At 46.3% G+C, this 21,168-nt stretch carries 13 protein-coding genes; 9 read left to right on the top strand and 4 right to left on the bottom strand.

The window, feature by feature from the left end; translation table 11 throughout:
* The first annotated feature begins 102 nt into the window (after positions 1 to 102).
* The 5 genes from glgC to DYH48_RS14550 all read left to right on the top strand — a co-directional run bounded on the left by glgC (position 103) and on the right by DYH48_RS14550 (position 9,242).
* Positions 103 to 1,365, top strand: coding sequence for a glucose-1-phosphate adenylyltransferase (gene glgC / locus DYH48_RS14570; RefSeq protein WP_012088651.1), 1,263 nt, complete (start codon positions 103 to 105; stop codon positions 1,363 to 1,365).
* 205 nt (positions 1,366 to 1,570) lie between these two features.
* A complete protein-coding gene (locus tag DYH48_RS14565; RefSeq protein WP_115335202.1) occupies positions 1,571 to 3,190 on the top strand; it encodes a glycogen synthase in 1,620 nt (539 codons plus the stop codon).
* A gap of 130 nt (positions 3,191 to 3,320) precedes the next feature.
* Positions 3,321 to 6,368, top strand: a complete 3,048-nt coding sequence (locus DYH48_RS14560) for an EAL domain-containing protein (RefSeq protein WP_115335201.1) — start codon at positions 3,321 to 3,323, stop codon at positions 6,366 to 6,368.
* A gap of 129 nt (positions 6,369 to 6,497) precedes the next feature.
* Positions 6,498 to 7,916 (top strand): DEAD/DEAH box helicase, encoded by a 1,419-nt coding sequence (locus DYH48_RS14555; RefSeq protein WP_115335200.1) that lies wholly within the window; start codon positions 6,498 to 6,500, stop codon positions 7,914 to 7,916.
* A 219-nt stretch (positions 7,917 to 8,135) separates the two neighbouring features.
* Positions 8,136 to 9,242: a CobW family GTP-binding protein gene (locus DYH48_RS14550; protein WP_115335199.1), complete on the top strand. Its 1,107-nt coding sequence runs from the start codon at positions 8,136 to 8,138 to the stop codon at positions 9,240 to 9,242.
* A 125-nt stretch (positions 9,243 to 9,367) separates the two neighbouring features.
* Here the strand turns inward: DYH48_RS14550 and DYH48_RS14545 are convergent, their stop codons facing one another.
* Positions 9,368 to 10,129, bottom strand: a complete 762-nt coding sequence (locus tag DYH48_RS14545) for a substrate-binding periplasmic protein (protein WP_115335198.1) — start codon at positions 10,127 to 10,129, stop codon at positions 9,368 to 9,370.
* Between the two features lie 391 nt (positions 10,130 to 10,520).
* Here DYH48_RS14545 and DYH48_RS14540 point away from each other — a divergent pair, with 391 nt between their 5' ends.
* Positions 10,521 to 11,045, top strand: a complete 525-nt coding sequence (locus DYH48_RS14540; protein WP_011846271.1) for a DUF3087 family protein — start codon at positions 10,521 to 10,523, stop codon at positions 11,043 to 11,045.
* 101 nt (positions 11,046 to 11,146) lie between these two features.
* On the opposite strand, the gene DYH48_RS14535 is transcribed toward DYH48_RS14540, so the two are convergent.
* Entirely contained in the window at positions 11,147 to 12,688 is a 1,542-nt protein-coding gene (locus DYH48_RS14535) for an MFS transporter (RefSeq protein ID WP_115335197.1), read from the bottom strand.
* A 396-nt stretch (positions 12,689 to 13,084) separates the two neighbouring features.
* Here DYH48_RS14535 and DYH48_RS14530 point away from each other — a divergent pair, with 396 nt between their 5' ends.
* Positions 13,085 to 14,440: an MATE family efflux transporter gene (locus DYH48_RS14530; protein WP_115335196.1), complete on the top strand. Its 1,356-nt coding sequence runs from the start codon at positions 13,085 to 13,087 to the stop codon at positions 14,438 to 14,440.
* Positions 14,441 to 14,900: 460 nt separating this feature from the next.
* Positions 14,901 to 16,412, top strand: a complete 1,512-nt coding sequence (gene bdpA / locus DYH48_RS14520) for a BAR domain-like protein A BdpA (RefSeq protein ID WP_115335195.1) — start codon at positions 14,901 to 14,903, stop codon at positions 16,410 to 16,412.
* Positions 16,413 to 17,702: 1,290 nt separating this feature from the next.
* Here the strand turns inward: bdpA and DYH48_RS14510 are convergent.
* On the bottom strand, positions 17,703 to 18,788 hold the full coding sequence (locus tag DYH48_RS14510) for an IS91 family transposase (protein ID WP_115334421.1): 1,086 nt from the start codon (positions 18,786 to 18,788) through the stop codon (positions 17,703 to 17,705).
* Positions 18,785 to 19,675: a tyrosine-type recombinase/integrase gene (locus DYH48_RS14505; RefSeq protein ID WP_115334422.1), complete on the bottom strand. Its 891-nt coding sequence runs from the start codon at positions 19,673 to 19,675 to the stop codon at positions 18,785 to 18,787. The genes DYH48_RS14510 and DYH48_RS14505 overlap by 4 nt, the downstream gene beginning before the upstream one ends.
* A gap of 217 nt (positions 19,676 to 19,892) precedes the next feature.
* On the opposite strand from DYH48_RS14505, the gene DYH48_RS14500 reads away from it, so the two are divergent.
* Entirely contained in the window at positions 19,893 to 20,951 is a 1,059-nt protein-coding gene (locus DYH48_RS14500; protein ID WP_115335193.1) for a DUF4365 domain-containing protein, read from the top strand.
* Positions 20,952 to 21,168 lie beyond the last annotated feature (217 nt).

Here is a 21,168-nt window from a genome sequence, read left to right as displayed (position 1 = left end):
TGGGGAATGCAAGTGAGAAATACTCAGGGGAATACGGCAGTTTCTGCCGTATCGAGAAGCCATTTATGGGCAATCAGTTTGCCGATTTCGGAGTAAGAGCCTATGTCTAATGTTCGTTATATCAGTAATTTAACTCGTGAAACCTATGCGTTGATTTTAGCTGGTGGGCGCGGGTCTCGCTTGCATGAACTCACGGATTGGCGTGCTAAACCGGCGCTGTATTTCGGTGGTAAGTTTCGTATTATCGATTTTCCGTTGTCTAACTGCATCAACTCGGGTATTCGCCGCGTGGGTGTGGTCACACAGTACAAGTCGCATTCCTTGATCCGCCATGTAATGCGCGGTTGGGGCCATTTTAAGAAAGAGTTAGGCGAGTCGGTGGAGATTTTACCCGCCTCACAACGCTATTCGGAAAACTGGTATCAAGGCACCGCCGATGCGGTATTCCAAAACATCGACATCATTCGCCATGAGCTGCCTAAATACGTAATGGTATTGTCGGGCGATCACGTGTATCGCATGGATTATGCGGGGTTATTAGCCGCCCATGCCGAGTCGGGCGCAGATATGACAGTCTCATGCCTTGAAGTGCCGATTGCCGAAGCGGCGGGTTCGTTTGGGGTGATGGAAGTCGACGAAGAGATGCGCATTTTAGGCTTTGAAGAAAAGCCGCAGCAGCCTAAACATTCTCCGGGTAATCCTGAAATGTGTTTAGCATCTATGGGCAACTATGTGTTTAACACTGAGTTTTTGTTTGACCAGCTCAAGAAAGATGCCCTAAACGAAAGCTCAGATCGGGATTTTGGTAAGGATATTATTCCTGCGATCATCGAAAAACATAATGTGTTCGCCTATCCCTTTAAGAGCGCTTTCCCGAACGAGCAAGCCTATTGGCGCGATGTGGGGACGCTAGACTCTTTCTGGCAAGCGAATATGGAACTGTTATCGCCCACGCCAGCACTGAATTTGTACGATGCGAAATGGCCAATTTGGACTTTCCAAGAACAATTGCCTCCCGCTAAATTTGTGTTTGATGACGATGACAGACGCGGTATGGCGTTGGACTCGATTGTCTCGGGCGGTTGTATTATTTCGGGTGCGACTGTGCGCCGTAGCGTATTGTTTAACGAAGTACGTGTCTGTTCCTATTCATTGGTTGAAGATTCAGTGGTGCTACCCGATGTGGTCGTGCTGCGGCATTGCAAAATCAAGAATGCGATACTCGACCGTGGCTGCATTATTCCCGAAGGCATGGTGATAGGTTATAACCATGATCACGACCGAGCCAAAGGCTTTAGAGTGTCGGAAAAAGGCGTCACCTTAGTGACCCGTGACATGCTAGGTTTACCAGTGGGTTATGAATAGCATTGCAATTCATTCTTTGAGTCGAGAAGCATAATGAGCACAAACGGCTTAGGAACGGGCTTAAGTTCGAGCTTTAAGTACACAGCTAAGTGCTTAGATTAAGTACTTAGATTAAGCTCTCAGATTAAGCCCTTAGATTTAGCGCTTAGGTACAGTCAGCTTATTAATAAGCCGCTGAAATGAAGTAGCGGGAGTATCCAATTAATTGAAACAACGCATTTTAATGGTCGCGGCTGAAAACGGTGCCCTTGCGGGCGCCAAGGTTGGCGGTATGGCGGATGTGATCCGTGACTTACCCGACGCTTTGGCGGGTGTGGATTTGTGCGCCGATGTGATTATGCCAAGCTATGGCTTTTTGACTGCGGTCGCGAATCAACCCCAAGATTTGGGTGAGTTAACCGTGGCCTTTGGCGGCCGATTGGAGCGGGTGCATGTGTTTGCCATGCCCCATCCTCAAGTGCCAGAGGCGATGATTTATTTGCTCGAACATGCATTATGGCAATCCGTTCCTGGGCAAATTTATAGCCAAGGCAGCGCCGAGCGTCCTTTTGCCGACGATGCAACTAAGTTTGCTTTCCTTTGCGCGAGTGTCGCCACGGCATTAGCTACGGGTCGAGTGCCAATGCCAGCTGTGCTGCATTTACATGATTGGCATGCGGGCTGCTTAGCCATGCTTAGGGCGTTTGTGCCTGAGTTCAGCGCTCTCAAAGAAATTGAGTGTGTGTTCTCCATCCACAATTTGGCGCTGCAGGGGATACGTCCCCTAAGCCAAGACTCGTCCTCGTTTGCGGCTTGGTTTCCCGAGCTATTTGCGTCTTTAACACTGGGGCAAAAACAGCTGATCACCGATCCCCGTTATCCCCACTGCGTTAACCCAATGCGCATGGGGATAGTGCTGAGCGATAAAGTGCATTTAGTCTCACCCAGTTACGCCAAAGAAGTGTTGCAGCCGTCCAAGTCTGAGGCGGGATTCTTTGGGGGCGAAGGGCTAGAACATGACTTACAGCTCAAGGCTAATGATGGCAAAGTGGTGGGGATTTTAAATGGCTGTGTATATTCGTCAGTATCGGATTTACCCGCTAAGCCACCTGCGCGTATTCAAGTACCCGAGTTCAAGCAATTGCTCAGTGCGATTGAGACTGCGTTAGTGCAATGGCAGGGACGTCAAACCCAAGTGAGCGGCGTAGATATGATTGCCTTTGCGCGCACGCAAGCCCATTGGCGTCAAGCGATGGCAGAGCAAGTACCGAGTCTGTTACTCACTTCGGTAGGCCGTTTGACCGATCAAAAAGTCTTACTGCTGCGCCATCAATTGCCCTCGGGCTCATTTGTGCTTGAGACCTTGCTTAACGCGTTGAAGCTAACAAAACCGACGGCGCTGCTGATTTTACTCGGCAGCGGCGATGCATCGATTGCTAAGTCCTTTCAAGCGTTAGGGGCTAAATACGATAACCTATTATTTTTGCAGGGATATAACGAGGCGTTATCCGAAGCGCTGTATCAGCATGGCGATCTCTTCTTGATGCCAAGCTCCTTTGAGCCCTGTGGTATCAGTCAAATGCTCGCGATGCGCGCCGGACAGCCTTGTTTAGTGCATGGTGTGGGCGGATTGAAGGATACCGTTAAGGATGGCGTAACTGGCTTTGCTTTTAACGGCAATAGCTTAGACGAGCAAGCCGAAGCATTTTTGCAAAGGTTGATGCAAGCCATTGCTTGTTTCGAGGGGAAAACATGGCCAAAGGTGCGTGCGGCGGCCATGGCACAGCGTTTTGACTGGCATTCCATTGCTGAACAATATCGTCAACAACTCTATTGCAAAGTGTGATGCAGCATATACAAAGTGTGATGTGGTAAAAGGAATTAGCGCATGATTTCTAAGTGATTCTGCTACACTAGTGAGGGGAATGTTAAAATTGTATCAAGCCCCCTCATTTATTGGAGTCGCTCTCTGAGTCATGGATAAAGGTATTCTCTTTCCGTTAGTGCAAAATGCGGCTTTGCTGCTGGCGTTGGTATTTTTGTACGACGTGATCCCTAAAAAGCATCAGCGGCAGTATTTCTTACTGTGGCGTATCATTATTGGGATGCTCATCGGTGGTATTGGTATCACCATCATGAGCACGCCTTGGATATATCAACCGGGCGTTTTTTTCGATACTCGCTCGGTTATCCTCTGTATTTCAGGCCTCTTTTTCGGTGGTTTGCCAACCTTTATTGCTGTAGTGATGACGGCGCTATATCGCATCAGTATTGGTGGCGCTGGGATGTGGATTGGCGTCGGCGTGATAGTGTCATCCGGGTTAATCGGGGTGATTTGGCGTCAATATCGTAAATCCTATCTCGCGAACATTTCAGGTGGAGAAATCTTTCTCTTCGCCTATGCTGTCCATATCGTGATGTTGTTGTGGTTCGTATTTTTACCTAATGGCATAGGAATGCCCTTACTCGAACAAGTCACCCTACCTGTGCTCACCATTTTCCCTATTGCGACTTGGCTGCTGAGCCGCCTGTTGTCACGGCGTTTTGAGTTAGAACGTGATGAACAAATTCGTCTACAGGACGATTTTCTATTTCGCAGCCAATTCAACGCGGGCAACATTGGTATTGCGATAACGGGGATTGACCAAAAGTGGATAAAGGTGAATCCACGTTTATGCCAAATGCTCAAATATTCAGAGGCTGAATTGCTGCGGATGACGTGGGTGCAAATCACCCATCCCGATGATTTAGAAACCGATGCGCTGAAATTTGAGCTTATGCTGCAAGGCGATATCGATAATTACGAGATGGATAAGCGTTTTATTGTGAAAGACGGCAGCGTGGTTTACACCCATATGACAGTCGCCTGCAAACGGGGGGGCAATAACGCCGTGTTGCTTGTTATTGCTGGATATTTAGATATTACTGCCCAAGCCTTTGCCGACCAAGAGGTACTTGCTAGTCGTGAGCAACTCGAACTGGTGCTGAGCAGTAGCGATCTTGGGGTATGGGATTGGGATATTCGTCATGATCGTATCGAACGTAACGCCCGCAGCGCCGATATTCTTGGCTGCGATGTGGATATGCTCAACGCCAACAGTCGCCAATGGATGGACGCGATTGTCGCCGAAGATAGGCCTAAAGTGTTGCACTCGATTGAGGCCCATATTCGCGGCGAAACGGCGCAACATAAGATGGAATATCGCCTAAATACACTCAATCGCAAAGTGCGCTGGATTTTAGACACAGGTAAAGTGGTGAGCCGCGACGCCAACGATAATGCCCTACGGATGTGCGGAACCTATACCGATATTACCGACGCAAAACTTATCGAAGAATCGTTGAAATTGTCGGCGCTGGTATACGACAACAGCTCAGAAGCCATGAGTGTACTCGATGAAAAGGGCGTGATCATTACCGTTAATGCCGCCTTTAGTGTGATGACCGGCTATCGTGAATTTGAAGTACGGGATCAACATATTCGGCTGCTTTATTGTGACCTCAATGGCCGTGATTTTTACACTCAAATGAACAATGAGATCCGTGAAAAGGGCCAATGGCAAGGGGAAATGTGGCAGCGGCGCAAGAACGGCGAGGAATATGTCATCTGGTTAACCATCAATACCATCAATGACAAAGAAGGCCATCCCTATCGGCGGGTGGCGCTGTTTTCTGACATTACCGACAAGAAGCAAAATGAGCATCTGATCTGGAAGCAAGCCAACTACGATACGCTGACAGGCTTGCCCAATCGGCGCATGTTATTGGAGTATTTAAGCAGCGAAGTGAAAAACGCTGACCGCAATCGCAATCACTTTGCCTTATTGTTCTTGGACTTAGATTTCTTTAAAGAAGTGAATGACACCTTAGGCCATGCCATGGGCGATTTACTGCTGATAGAAACCGCGAGCCGCTTAAAATCCTGCGTGCGTGATGCCGATGTTGTCGCGCGTCTTGGCGGCGATGAATTTACTGTAGTGTTAAGTTCGATGGAAGATCATAAGGGCATTGAGCGTGTTGCCGAGAATATTCTGCGGCGAATTGCCGAGCCCTATGTGCTGGGGGAAGAAACAGCTTACATCAGCGCCAGTATTGGGATCACTTTGTATCCCGATGATTCGACCAGTATTGAAGGACTGCTTAAGCATGCGGATCAGGCTATGTATGCGGCGAAAGATCAAGGCCGCAATCGTTTCAACTATTTCACCCCGTCGATGCAGGAATACGCCAAATACCGCATGCGCTTGATCCAAGATTTGCGTCAAGCGGTCGCCAATAAAGAATTTGAACTGCATTATCAGCCAATTGTTGCCTTAGCGACGGGGGAAGTGACTAAGGCCGAGGCCTTGATCCGCTGGCACCATGCTGAGCGTGGCGCTGTGTCACCCGCCGAGTTTATTCCGGTGGCGGAAGACACTGGGCTGATTGTTGAAATTGGTAATTGGGTGTTTGAGCAAGCCGCGCGTCAAAGTGCGGCATGGCGCCATGAGTTAGGGGTTGAAATCCAAATCAGCGTTAACAAATCCCCAATCCAATTTCGCGATGAAGGCACACTGCTCAATGATTGGTTGAAGTTGTTGCAAGATCTCAATATCACGGGCGCGGGCGTGTGCGTTGAAATTACCGAAGGCTTGTTATTGGACGCCAGTATGGGCGTGACCGAAAAACTACTGGCCTACCGTGATGCGGGCGTGCAAGTGTCGTTGGACGATTTTGGTACTGGTTACTCGTCACTCGCCTATCTGAAAAAGTTTGATATCGATTATCTTAAAATTGATCAATCTTTTACCCGCCATATTGATACCGATTCAAACGATCAAATTCTCTGTGAGGCGATTATTGTGATGGCCCACAAGTTGGGGATGAAAGTGATTGCTGAAGGTGTCGAAACCGAGGTGCAGCGCCAAGTGTTGTTGGCAGCAGGTTGTGACTACGGCCAAGGTTACTTGTTTTCAAGACCTGTGCCTGCTGCTGAATTTACCCAAAAATACCTGCAGGATCCGCCGTTAGTCTCCCGTGTCTGAGGGGATATTAACTGAGACATGATAATTGCCTATAAAAACGCCGCGGATTTTGCTAGACTCCGCGGCCCCGCGTTGGGGCATTGAGTATCACCTCGCATCAAAGTTTTACTACTTAGCTAAAGAGTCCCTATGAAATTTGAAACACTCGGTTTATCTTCTCCTATTTTGAATGCGATAACTGAGTGTGGCTATCAGCAACTCACTCAAGTGCAAGAGAAAGTGATCCCGCTTGCCTTTGAAGGCAAAGACATTATGGCCTGCGCCCAAACGGGTACAGGTAAGACGGCTTCCTTTGCTCTGCCTGTACTTGAAAAGTTGGCGGCTGAGTCTTTAACAAGCGACAGCAATGATAAACCGATTTTACGCGCGTTGGTGATGACGCCCACCCGCGAACTTGCGATTCAAGTCTGCGAAAACATCCAGAAATACAGCCAGTTCCTGCCACTGAAAACCTTAGCGGTTTACGGCGGCGCCAACATGAATCCCCAGCGTAAAGGGGTAGAGCAGGGCGTTGATATTTTGGTGGCAACTCCTGGTCGCTTATTCGATATTATCGGCCAATTCCAGTTAGATTTGTCGAGCGTCACGACCTTAGTGATCGACGAAGCCGACCGCATGTTAGACATGGGCTTTGTGCGCGACATTGAAAAAGTGAAACGCTTAATTGCGCCGCAGCATCAAACCATGTTGTTTTCAGCCACATATAGCGATGCAGTCAAACAACTCGCCGAGAAAATGCTGAATGAACCTCAGTGGGTGAATGTTGCTGACACGACAACGGCTTCTACAGTAGTGCAGGAAGTGTATCGCGTTGATAAACGTCGCAAAGCCGAGCTGCTGTCAGAACTCGTTGGCCGCAACAATTGGCGCCAAGTACTGGTTTTTGCTAGCACAAAAGAAAGCGCCGAGCATTTATTGCAAGAATTAAAGCTGGATGGTATAGCCGCAGGCGTGTTCCACGGCGATAAAACACAAGGCGCCCGTAATCGGGTGTTAGAAGAGTTTAAAGCCAGTAAATTACGGGTGCTGGTAGCAACCGATGTGGCTGCACGTGGGTTAGACATTCATGCCTTGCCTATGGTGATCAACCTTGAATTACCTTTCCTCGCCGAAGATTATATCCATCGTATTGGTCGTACAGGCCGTGCTGGATTAACTGGTCGCGCGATTTCGTTCGTGTCACCTTCTGACGATGAAATGCTCGCTGAAATTGAAGCCTTGATTGAGCAAAAACTGCCCGTGTCGGTACAACCGGGTTATGAAGAAGGCTCGCCTTTACCTGCCCGCTACCGTGATGCGCCTGCGGCACCGATTAAGCCGATTGGAAAGTGGAGCCATAAGGCGCCGCAGGATCGCACTATTGGTCAGTCCCGTCAGGGCAAGTACGCTAAAGGTAAAGCGCAGGACAGCAAAACTGCTGGCGATAAATCCTCTAGCCGTGCCAAACCTGCTTCTGGCTCAGGTAAGCCGTTTAACGCGACTAAACCTAAGTCTAATTTGGTGAGCAATAAGTCAGGTTTTGGTTCTCGCACCAATAAGTCAAAATAAGTTAAGTCTAAATAAGCTAAGTCAAAATAAGCTAAGTCTAACAATCAAGGCTAATAAGCGCCAAGCGCCTGTTAGCCTCGCAGTTTGACGGTTGCCTAGTTGGTTAAAGAGCTCGTCGCCATTCTAAAAGCGCATCCTCATCGATGCGCTTTTTGTTGAGCTTCAAAGCCAATACTTCTACACTCGAGCGCCAAGCTTTCTATTCGAGCGAGTTTCCTTATGATTATCAAAGCGATTCCCACCAATATCATCACAGGTTTTTTAGGCGTAGGTAAAACCTCTCTGATTAAACAATTGCTGGCGACTAAACCCGCGGATGAGACTTGGGCTGTGCTGGTCAATGAGTTTGGTGAGGTTGGCATTGATGCGGGATTACTGAACTCCTCCGATAACGGCATACAAATTCGTGAGGTAGCGGGTGGCTGTATGTGCTGCGCCGCGGGCGTGCCGACGCAAGTGGCGATCAATCAGTTGATTGCGAAAGCAAAACCTGATCGCTTATTGATTGAACCGACTGGGCTTGGGCATCCTAATGAAATCATTAAAGTATTGAGTGCACCCCATTATCAGAATGTGATTTCACTGCGCAGTACTTTATGTTTGGTGGACGCGCGTAAAATCCACGATCCCCGCTATCGCGAACATGCAAACTTCATCCAACAGCTGCAAGTGGCCGATGTGATTATCGCGACTAAGTCGGATTTATATGACGCTGAAAATACTAAGTTACTCTATGAGTTACAGACCTATTTAAGTCATATCGAGCGCACTGATATTCCTGTTGTGAGCCACACTAACCAGCAACCTTTACCTAGCGCGCTGCTGTATTATTTAAACCAACCAAGGCGCGTGTCACTCAATATGAGCAGTAATGGTGGCATAGTCCCTAAGCTAGGTAATCTTACAACGACTGCTCCTAGCTTGTTCCGCACGGGTGGTTCGCGTTTGAGTGAGCTAAGCCTCTTTGCCGAAGGTGCAATCGAAGTCGCACTCGAATTTGATGCACGCGGCATAGTGCGCAAGCAGAATCAAGGCGAAGGCTGTTTTAGCTGTGGCTGGGTGTTTGATCCAAGGCAAGAGTTTGATTTCGATAAATTAATGGCGTTTATTCAACGCCACACTCAGTTATCAGACGTCGGGCAAGTATTGCTGAGATTAAAGGCCGTGATGATCACCTCTGAGGGCATCGCCGGATTTAACTGGATTGATCATGAGTTTACTGTGGTTGAACTCGATGACACCTTAGATTCCAGACTAGAAATGATTACCGTGGACGAAGTCAATTGGGACGAGATAGAGCAGCAGTTGCTCGCCTGTCTTTGCTAACGATTAGCTGCTCACTGGCTTCCCATCGCCCTTTATTACACATGTGAGCATAGGTCAGGCGGGGGCGAATACGGTTGCAGCGGTCGTACATGAAGGAACAGTCGTGCATGATCAATCGCGCAGGCTCAGTAAGGCAAGGTTACGTGATATTTTTGGCCGAGTGTCGTAAAGGTGCCATTTTGGATCATCTCATCGAAAAAACTGTCAAACCTATGTCTTAAGGGATCAAATTTCGCCTGTTTCGGAAACGCCATAAAACCGTCTTGAACATCGATTATCGGCGTGATCGGGGTAATTGCCTTAGGGATTTTGATTTGGGCGAGCACAGCATCGGTATTACGGCTGTTTGTGGCGAGTAAATCTAAATCACCCCGAGAGAGGCGTTCTATCCCGCTTTTAATATCGACAAATTCATTGATGTTCAATGATTTAGTTTGTTCATTAAACGTCGGGCCATAACTCCAACCCTGCATCTTACCAATCCGTTGACCTTTAATGCTGGCATAGTCGCCATTCCATACTATTTCATTGCCTACACGTGCATAGAACACCATGTTATCGCGGTAAAAGGCTTTCGTCGCAAAAGCCAAGTTCGCTTCACGCTCTGGGGTATCGTAGGGACCAATAAGAATATCCGCTTGGCCACGTTCGACCATAGAAATGGCGCGGCGCCAAGGGGTAATTTGATAGTGAATGTTCACACTTTGCTGCTGGGCGAAGCGATTTAAAATATCGACACCTAAGCCGGTATATTCGCCATTGGGCTGTAGTTCGAAAATTTGGCTGAAGCTCGCACCCACCGCGAGCAGGTCTTTGGCCTGCGCAGTCAAGCAAAGGCTGCTGAACGCCAAAAGGACGACTTGTGCAAAGGCTTTGCTGAGTATCATGGCATTCCTTGTGTGGTTTGAATGCGGGGGCTTAAGGCTAGGTATCTCGTAAAAGGTGGCGATACCATGATGAAATTCACTGAGATTAAGGTTAGCAAATTTTACCTTGATTGGGGCGCACGTTAACATTTTTATGTTTTGAGATAAACGTGAGATTAGTGAGAATCGTAAGGGTATTAAGCCGTTGATCTTCAATTGATACATCATCCTATCCCTCAGATCGTTTAATGATACCTAAAGGTGTCAATTTGTATCGCTTGCGGGTGAGGATGAGAAATGTATTTTAGTTATGCGTTTAAATCAGTTAAGGCCGAATAAAGGGGATTGGGGTATGCTCTGCCACTAATTGATTGATACGCCAACGCTAGGCGGCCTATTTGAGCGGGATGTTATGAAGCTGCAGGAAATAGATAAAACCTTGTATCGTAAAAACATGAATTTATTCATCGTAATTTTAGTTGTTAGCTTAGTAGTGCTGTCATTGCTTTTGGGTGCAGGGCTGATTGCGCTGTTTGGGGCAACGCCTGTGCCGGGCGAGCCTACAGGTAATTTCCATTTGAATCTCTTAGGGGTGATTTTCAGTCTGGGTCTGTGTAGCGCAGTGATTTATAACTTGAAGGACAAACCCTTCTTCAGCGAAATTTATTATGTGTGGCAATTAAAGCAGCTCCATAATCGTATCTATCGCAAGTTGATAAAGATTAAAGCCGCTGCGGCGCAAAATGATGTGAATGCTTTGATTATACTGCTGTTTTATTACACGAGTTTAAGGCAAGTGTATGAGCTCGATGACAATACCCTGACCTTGCCTGCGCTGACTCAAGATCTCAATCGTTTGAATGCACAAATCGAGAGCTTAGGTTTATTGCTGTCGCCTGAACAATTTACGCCTGAGCTGCTGACGCGTCCTTTTTGATACTGATAAGGCAAGATGAAGATCGCTCCTCACCTTGCCCTTTATTTAGCCCTTATATTGTCTTTATCGCCCTTACCTCGAATGAGGTTAGCGAGTCCCGCTTAGGCGGCTTGTTGGGCTCTTTGCAGTGTGAGTAACCACTTACCATAGATAAAAATCCCCACCGCTGAGATAGTCCCTATGGCGGCGATGATATACCACGCCATGCCAATGTTATGGCTGTGGTACAGCAACTGGGTGAGATCCTGGGCGCTTTCACCTGTGTAGCTCACCAAGGTAGTAAAGGCTTCACCTTGGGGAATGGCGCTAACCTCAGTACTGTTCATGCCGCGCTCTAACAATAAATCCCGCGAAAACAATTCCTTCGATGCATAAATTTCATAGAGTTTAGGGCCAAAGTAGCCTTCTAATCCCCAGCCGATCCCTTGGGGTAACATCACAAAGCCCAAGTACATGGCTTTTTTACCTTCGGGCGCTATGTTGCCCATAAACTCATTTTTCTTCGGGCTAATCATCATTTCGCCAATGGAGAACATAGCGATCGCGAGCACGATAAACCAAGCCGCATGGAAGGCGCCGATAAACACAAAAGCCAAAATACTCAGCAAACAACCAATAAACATGGCGGTAGTGATGCGGTATTTAGCCGTCAGCGCGGCGACGATAAAGCAGCAAGTCATGATAAGGCCTGCATTAAGGTTGAGCATGCCTTCGGGCATCACCTTAGTGCCTTCGTTATTGAGGCCAAGCCAGAATTGTAGAATGCCGTTACTGGTGCCTTCGCTGCCAAAGAGGGATGTGACGATTACGCTGGTATCGACCCATTCGGAAATATGGATAGGCAACACATCGAATAGGGCATTGTACAAGAACCAAAAGCCTGCAAATACCAGCATGTAGTAGATCACAATCGGCTTTTTCAGTTCACGCCAAGCATCGCGCCACAGGGCTTCTTGTTTGACTTCACCCGACTTGATTTGTTTGTTACGTGCGAGTCGCTCGGCTTTGCCTGGTTCTGTATAGGTCAATAAAAATAAGAAGTTGAGTGAGATAATTGCGGCGCAGGCGAAAAACACATTGTCCCACGACAATTGGCGCATATGTACGGCCACTAACGGCCCGAGGAAGCCGCCAATGTTGACGACTTGGTAAAAAATGCCCCAAGCCATCGAGGTATTATTACGATTGGTGGACAGCACTAAGGTGCCTTGAATGCCCGGTTTAAATATCCCTGTACCGATGGCGAGGAGTAATGCGCCAGCAAGGAAGCCCCAAAAACTGGGGAAGAATGCCATCACCAGATAGCCAAAGATTTTAATAATGGTGGAGCCAAAGATGGTTTCTTTGTAGCCGACGCGGTCAGACATGCCACCGGTGAACACGGGCACAAAGGTTTGCATGATCGCCCAGAGGGAAATAATAATGCCGTAGTCGCTTAGGCTGATCCCTAGGCCGCCAGCAGACTCAGGCGCTTTAGCGTACAGCCCCGCACTGGCTTTTACGCCGTAGTAAGCGATACGCTCGACTAACTCCATACCGCCGACCAGCCAAAATATATAACCTAAGCTAGTAATGGAGGCCCACATTCCGAGCTGTTTGACTTCCCGCAGGTCGTTACCTGCATTTGGACGATTCTGACTCATGTCCTTCCCTTATTGTTTTTATTCAGTGTTTTTTACATTAATCCATTAATTATTAGTATCTTAAGTTTTAATCTTTATTGATTTTACTTCGTTAAAATACGCGTAATGGTCTTGTTCAAGCTGATACTTTACCTAATTCGGCCTAAAATACCAAAAAAGTAGTAAAAATTGATCAGTAAGTGAGAGGGAGTGAGTAGACTTTATTTATTTTTCGATTTGACTAGTCTTTTTTATTCACCATATCAAATTGTTATTATTGATATTTGTTCCGATTTCAAGCTTATATCACACTTTGTGTTCTGACTTGTTTTAGGTACAATACACCGCCGTATTTTTGTTCACACACATATTTTTTCTATATTTATATGGCCTTGCTCCTTTCTATGAGATACGCGAATGACTGCAACAACATCTAATCACATTTCTGCGGATATGAGCCTGCTCGAGGAGCCGATTGCGAAGCTTTTTTGGCGCTATACCATACCCACCATCGCCTCTATGTTGGTGACGGGCGTCTATGTGACGATTGATGGCATCTTCGTTGGCCACTATTTGGGTGAAACTGGGCTGGCGGGGATGATGTTAGCCTATCCAGTCGGCGCTATTTTGTATGCGATTGGCGCCATGATAGGCATGGGCAGCGCGGCATTAGTGTCGATCAACCTTGGTCAAGGCAATGTGGCTAAGGCCCGTAAATTACTTGGTAATGCCTTTAGTTTGTGTTTATTGGCGGGGGCCATTTTTGCCCTCATTGGTGGGATATTCTCGCGGGATATTTTGATCGCCCTCGGGGCGCAGGGGGACATTCTCGAAAATGCCAACGAATACCTGTTCTGGTATTTTGCCCTGTGTCATTTCCCCATTATTTCAATGACCTTCACCACATTGCTGCGTAATGACGGTCGGCCATCTATGGTGACTTGGGTGTTGATCTTGGGCGGCGTATTAAACACTTTCTTAGATTGGCTATTTATTGTGGTCTTCCCCTTTGGTTTAGCGGGCGCTGCGATTGCGACCATGATGTCGCAGGCGGTGACGGGGCTTTTGTGTTTGCAGCACTTTTTCAGTCCTCGGACTCAGTTGAGGATCGACCTTGAGCAGATGAAGCTTAAGCTCGACAATTGCTTGAACATAGCCCGCGTGGGTTTACCCAGCTTTTTGATGAACCTTTATTTATCGATAGTGTTAACCCTGCATAACACAGCTTTTTTGTGGGTGGGCGGCCCCTTACACGTGGCAGCCTATGGCGTAGTCAGTTACACAGAAGCATTCTTCTATTTGATTTTTGAAGGTATTGCCCTCGGCACGCAGCCAATTTATAGCTTTAATGCGGGCGCTGGGCGTTTCGATAGGGTTAAGCAGGCACGTAATATTGCCTTTGGCATGACGCTGCTCACCGCAGCCTTGGGCTTAGCGCTGATTTATTCTCGCCCTGAATGGCTAGTGTATTTGTTTGCTGGCGATAATCAGAACCTAACGCCCGTGGCGATTGAAGGGATGCGCTGGTATTTCTGGGGCTTACCGATGGAAGGCTTAATCTTAGTCGGTGCGAGTTTCTTCCAAGCGATTAATTGCTCGAAACAAGCCTCTATGCTGACTGGCGCGAAACTTATCCTGATCGCGGCGATTATCTACTGCTTCGCTTGGATGTTTGGCGTGATTGGTGTGTGGGTATCGCTCGCAACCTGTAGCACTATTCTGACGATATGGATGTTCTACGCCATGAAGCGAGTCGAGGCGCGGCTGCAATAATCCTGTTTTGCTTGGATCTTGGTTTTGGCTGTTTTTTTGCGTGCGCTGATGATGAGGGAAGAGGGCAAAATAAGCGGCCAGACAAGCGGGAAGAACAGAACCAGAATAGCGGACATAAGTGGTTAGTTTTCGCTGAGTTTCATAACCGATTTCACCATTAAGTTCACTATTGTTTTCAGTATCGGGGCGATTCATGGCCCCGATTGCTATTCAACTGCTATCTTTCTGCGCCAAACATGACTTAGGGCTAGCGTGGGATGATGGCCTCTGATACATTTCGCTGGTTTAATCTGCTATCAAAAATGACGCCTTCAAGCGGGTGGTTTTTTCGAGGTCATAACCCTCAGAAAACCAGCTAGATTCGCTTTGAAATTTGGGTCAGTTGATCGTCGATATAACTGGGTATTGAGCCGAATGACTCGCTCGTTGATTTTAGTAATTTATGTTTTATGAGGCCCTTATGCGCACCACTGCAGTCATTTCTATGCTGTTGCTTGGCGTGTTAACCACAGTTAATGCCAGTGCCAAAGAGAATGAGTTAGTGTTTGCCAGCGACTTTGAAGGCAATCGTTTATCTCAACCTTGGTCGTGGATCATGGGTTGTCAATTTGAAGGCGCAGAACCCCACAGTGGTGAAAGTGCGCTGTTATGTGCCGAAGGCAATAGCAGCATAGTCAGCAAGTACCCCATTTCTGAAGCGGGTCTGTTGGAGTTTTGGGTTAAAACCCAAAATACTCAAACCCAGTATCGAATCAATGTATTAACCTCACCAGTATTAAAGCTCGATGCCCAGTGGCAGCATGTTGCCTTAATCGATATCACTCCGGGTGCGAACGAGTATTTGGCGCACAGAGTCTCTATCGACGATCCGAGCCGCCAGTATATTCGCCTCGACATTGAGTCCATTAATGGCCCCATCAGTCTGGATGATTTGAGTTTAGATAAAATTCGCCTCGATATGGCCCTGCAAAAAAATGAGCAGAAAATTATCGGCGGGATTTTAGATAAGCTTAAAGCTGACAAGAACTACGAAGTGCAGTCTGAGTCGTTCCGCACCTTAGGTAAAAATTACGCCGCCCAGCTTGAGAGCCAAAGACAATACCTCGAATACTCGAATGCCATCTATTCCAGTATCACCTTTGTGTTGGCAACCTCTGAGCGCAACAAGATGTCTAACCCTATGGGATATAACACCTTTAGGTCGGTGCTATCCGACACTAAACGTGTGGCATCACCTATCCAGCAGGCACGCTTGGGTTCTATGGTGAAACCCTTTGGCGATTTAGCCACCGCGACCTTAAATGTGGTCAGTGCCGGTGCTTATTCCGCCTTTGCCGAACCCTTTAAATCATTCTTGGCCGCGACCTTCGATCGCTCTAATTATGACAACAGCGACTTGAGTCGTAGCGATAAAAAGTTTGCCGAAGAAAATGGCCTGAAAATTTATCAGCAGGCCGAACGCTTTATGTCTGAAATCGAAAAAGAGCTGCAACAAGTCACAGCACTAGATAATGATTTAGTCAGCATGCAGAAGAACTTAGACACTTTCCGTAAGGATCTCGATAAGCATCTGCGTGGTTATTTGCAGCATGCCGGCATTGTCCGCACGCCTGAAAACTACAGCCGAGTGATGAGTAAAGACGAGCAGACCCGAGCACTTGTGATTACTGAGGCCAGTGCCAATATCAGTGCGAAAGCCGAAGCTTTATTGGCTTCGAATAGCAATGCTGAACTGGTGCAGTACATGATTAAAACCACTGAGAAGATTGATGAATTTCAAGAGTTTAAGGAGCGTTTTAACCAGATCACTTCTGCCATGCTGACCTTCTACGATAAGTTTGAACGTTCGATTGCTACTGAACAAAACCCCTTCACTGACCCAAGCGATCGCGCCGTATGGGAGCAACACGCCCAAAGCGCCCGTAACTATATTCGCCAGTCGAAGGAAGCCTTCACCAAAGCCTTTATGTAGTTTATCTCGCAAGAGATTGGTGGTGTTTGAGAGTGGATCTATTACTGCGTACTTAGTCTGATGCTGAAATAGGTAAAGCCTCGAATAAAGCATCACACTAAAATGGCAGCGTAGGTATCTCAACGCTGCCATTTTAAATGGAAAGTACCCAAAGCAAGATAACTGAGTTACGCGGCATTCATTGTCATTGTTTCCCCAGTGACTCGCCGTCTCTTTATTTCATAAGAAGTATCCCTATAGGCTCGACGGCGACATCCATGTCGCCAACGGTCACTGTTACAACAATGCCAATCCTCACTGACCCTCTACCTGTTCGTTCAGCTTTGCCTCAAAGCTTGTTACAACACATTTAAACCATCGCAAACTGACGAATGAGTTGCCCTACAAAATATCATATATAAACCCTGCTCTTAGCGCTTTATTTGATTATTTGAATGTTCAAAACTCGATAGGCATACAGTCGTATTAAAAACGAATGGGTTTTGAGTGTTTCCAGGCTTATTCGTTTGCGTGTTTTTCCAGCCTTAAATTAACAAAGTCTATTAAAATCATTGAGATATGTTTTTGCCAAATTAGTTAATAGGTTTGGAAAACGCGCATGCGCGTTTTCAGGGCTTTTTTATTTGATAGAAAGCTGATAAGTTCTTTGCAATACAACTAGTTAACAATGCGCGTTTTTACTGGTCTAATGAGGTAAACAGCGCAGCGCATAAATACTAAGACGTTATGTGTCATAAGGGGGCAGCATTTTACTCTTCATGTTCGGTTTAAGTATTTATTTTCTTTCGTGCATTTATATAGCGAAAGCGAATGTTGCAGTCCGAGGCAAAATAAAAGGGAAAGTCGTTTTAGAATATATCGCGTGGTTAGTGTTTATCATTCTATATATTCCATACTCAATTTTATTCCCTGCATGGTTAAGTGAATACCTTGTGGTATGGGAGCGAACTCCAGATTTAACGGCAGCTATGATTATTTTAGGTTGCGTAGCTTCCGCAATTGCAATCTTTAAGGCTGGGCCTGTAAATGTCACATAACAAATAAGGATAGGCCGCGCGTAGCCGCGACCTTATCCCAAGTGTTGAACAAGCCCGATGCTGGTTGTTGACACTTTATTATGCAAATAGCTGATTGAGAATTTGAGGGTGCTAAGGTCGTACTTTGAAAGAGACTTTTTTGCAGACATGACCCGCCCTTAGCGAACGAGCTAATATTTTTATCACTTGTTCATCAAGCTGTTATCGAGTCCTCATTCTGTTTGGTTAACCCGTTATCCTTATACTTCTCGCCTTAAGCGGTGATATTAGCGCCTGTCGGTCGATGACGCATATGAACACCCATAAAATGCATAGCTTGATGGCAGCAAGGGCAATAGCGCACGGCTAAGGTACGTTTGACCTCAGGTAACATGGGGAACACTGCACCTGCGACAGCCAACATTAGTTGGATTTGTTGCCGTAGCTTTTTGGCATTGCCTCGCAGTAAGCCATAGTCTCGTACTCGCCGTAATCCTTTGGGTAACACATGTTGTAATATCAACCACAGAAATTCGACCGCGGGCAAGCTGCGTACTTGTTGGCAGCGAGTCTGACTGTCTTGATAGGTAAAGCTCACCTGATTATCGACATGACGACAAATACTGCTGTCGGGTAAAACGCCCCGATAAAGGTAGCGCGACAGATATTGCAGTGCAGGAGCACCTTTACCGACGAACTGACAATCGACCACCCATTTCGACTGGGATTGATGTGGCAGTTTAAGCTGAAGCGTGTCACTCAGATAAGCCAGTAAACGTGCTCGCCACACCTTGGCAAGATTAAAGGCGTTAAATAAGTAATGGGTTTGACACTTGCGCCATTGCCGCTTGCCTGAGTGGTAGCTCCCTGCTGGGATAATGAAGTGCAGATGTGGATGGTAGTCTCTGCGCCGACTGTGAGTATGCAGTACGCCGGTGAAGCCGATGTCACCACTGAGCTTAGGGGAGCGTGCGGCAAAGTCTTTGAGTACACTCGCTGCCACGGTAAACATGGCGTGATAGAACGGCTCGGGTTGCGACTTCGCTATGGCTCTTAATTCAAACGGCAAGGTAAAGGTCACCATAAAATAATTCACCGGTAATAACTTGGCTTGTTGTTTACTCAGCCAGTCACATGTGGTGCCGTGTTGGCACTGTGGGCAACTACGATGACCACAAGAGAGCGGAAACTCAAGCTGTTGCTCGCAGGTTTGACAATCCCAGCAACTCACCCTCGCCGTGTTGCAACGACAGCTGAGCATGGCATGGATAGCAGCATGTATTTCTGGGGTGATTTGATGGGCATAACGCCGCCGAAAATCCGCCAGATGTTGGCGTAAAATATCGATAAACTGGCTCATAACCCACACTCCCACCTCAAAGCTAAGTCGTTGGTCAGTTGGTTAATTGCCTCACAGGTATTTTTACGGGTGATATCAGTGAGCCGCGTGTAACGGGCGGTGGTATTCAGGCTGTGATGGCCAAGCAGTGTTTGCACTGAGCGCAAATCGAGTCCTTGCTCCAGTAAATGGGTGGCATAACTGTGGCGTAGACTGTGCGGGCTGATGGCTTTATGAATGTTGCACTCGGAAATGACTTGCTTCATGGCTTTTTGGAGCCCGCCTCTGTCCATGAGTGAATCAGGTTGATTATCTTTACCCGGAAACAACAAACGAGGATGACGGTGGGTGCGCCAATAATAGCGTAAAGCTAACAAGGTGCGTTGAGGTAACGGCACCAGTCTATCCTTGCCACCTTTAGCATCACGGATATGCACCTGCATGAGTCCTGCATCAATATCCCCGACCTGCAATGAAATCGCTTCACCAAGGCGCAATCCCATGCTGTACAGGGTTAAGAAACAAACCTGATAACGCAGTTGACGCGTGAGGCTGATAACCATCGCGACCTCGCAGGGCGTCAGGATATCGGGCAGGTGTTTCACCTGTGGTGGCTTAACAATATTAAGCCACTGCCAAGATTTATTGAGGACGTGAAAGTAGAAAAACTGCAAACCGTTGCGATCGAGTTTGACGGTGCTCCATGAATGTGAGGCAATCAAATCAGCAAAATAGCGTTTTAAATCATCGGTGGTCAGGGTATCGGGGCAGCAGTCAAAATATGCCGCAATACGGCGTATAGCTCGGCTATAGGCATCAATGGTTGCAGGCCGCTTGCCTTGCAAGGTTAAGTTGGTAAGATGTTGTTCATAAAGTAAATCAAAGCGTTGTTGTTCGTGAATGTCCATGATGATACTCCTAGGTTTGCGACCGAAGCAGGTCGCGTCTAGCAAGTATTTAGGATGAGGGGCAAAAGGATGGCTTTATCTTGTTCCTGCCGCAAAGCGGCTTCGTTCAACAAGTTGCTTAATTTCGTTCCGGCCACAAACAGCGTGGCCTCCACTGGACTGCCTACGCTACGCTGCGGCAGCCAATTAGCAAAGCGTTATATTTTATTGAGGTAATATGGGTACTACGAAGTTAAAAAGTTCTGCGATGGCAAAAAAGGGGGTTAATTATGTAAGAGACATAATTGAATCGTCTAATAGTATTTTTCACGAAGTTCATCAAGAGAATGATTATGGTAATGATGCTTTTATAGAGCTTGTCGAAGGTGAAGACGTTAGAGGAATTACTCTAGCTGTTCAGGTGAAATCTGGAGCATCTTTCTGTACTAAAAGTTCTTGTAGTATCCCTGCATCGAAACAACATTTTGAATATTGGAAATCTCACTCACTACCTATTATTGGCATTGTTTACGATCCGAATGAAAAAATAGCATATTGGACAAACATTAAAGATCATATAGAAAGCAAGCCTGATGCTATTGTGAATGGACCATACTCAATAACATTTAACAAAGCGGATTTTTCACGTTTCACTGCGGATAATTTTGAAACAATTTTCAAACCCATTCACTTAAAAAAACAAATTCAACTTTCACTAAATAAATCAATTAGTTATTTGTCATCTAAAAACAATGCTGAGCATAGCTTGGGTTTACATGTTTTATTGGATTTGTATTGTAATAATTCAATAGCTTGGCAAGCGGTCTTTGATTCTTTTATAAGTCGAGATATAAATGATTTAGATCCTACAATTGTTTACGTTTTGGCGCATATCCCTGGGCATCCTGATATTTATTGGTTCAATGGTAAAGGCATACCACCTATTTTGCGAAGTGAATTACGGAACCAGATCTCTAATTTTTCTGAATCCAATGTAGTTAAATTATTCTCCTTAATTGATGAAGATGAACTTTCTTTCGAACGAGGAACACTAGGGCAAAATATTGAGGCAATAATTTCATTAATTGATAATAAAGAAATAAAACTTTTATCTATAATCAATAACTTGGGATATCCTGATTATATGAGGGAAGCTGCTGTTATTTTGTTTGCATATTACCAACAAGAATCTGGTATTGGTATGTTAAAATCCATTGCATCGAAATATCCAGAACTTACTTGGTCTTCTGAACTTGCAATGCAATTAGAGCAAGAAGGCTGCCTGTATCTGTACTAAAAAATAAAAATTTAATCAACTGGACGTATTACGGTTGTCATCATTTTTGCAAAATAAAAAGCCGAAAAAATAACACCAACCTACATGCCAGTTATTAAGGCGTAAGTACCAAAAAAGGAATCCTGAAATTGAAGTACTCGCAAGGTAGAATACAAAGCATTATATATCGATCAATAAATACGCTAGCGTCGGTAATTTCTCTGTTGTTATTTTTTTT

The sequence above is a fragment of the Shewanella baltica genome, assembly GCF_900456975.1.
In the GTDB taxonomy this organism is placed as follows: domain Bacteria; phylum Pseudomonadota; class Gammaproteobacteria; order Enterobacterales; family Shewanellaceae; genus Shewanella; species Shewanella baltica.
Note: the sequence above shows the minus strand (reverse complement) of the source record. Positions and strands in the feature narration are given on the sequence as shown.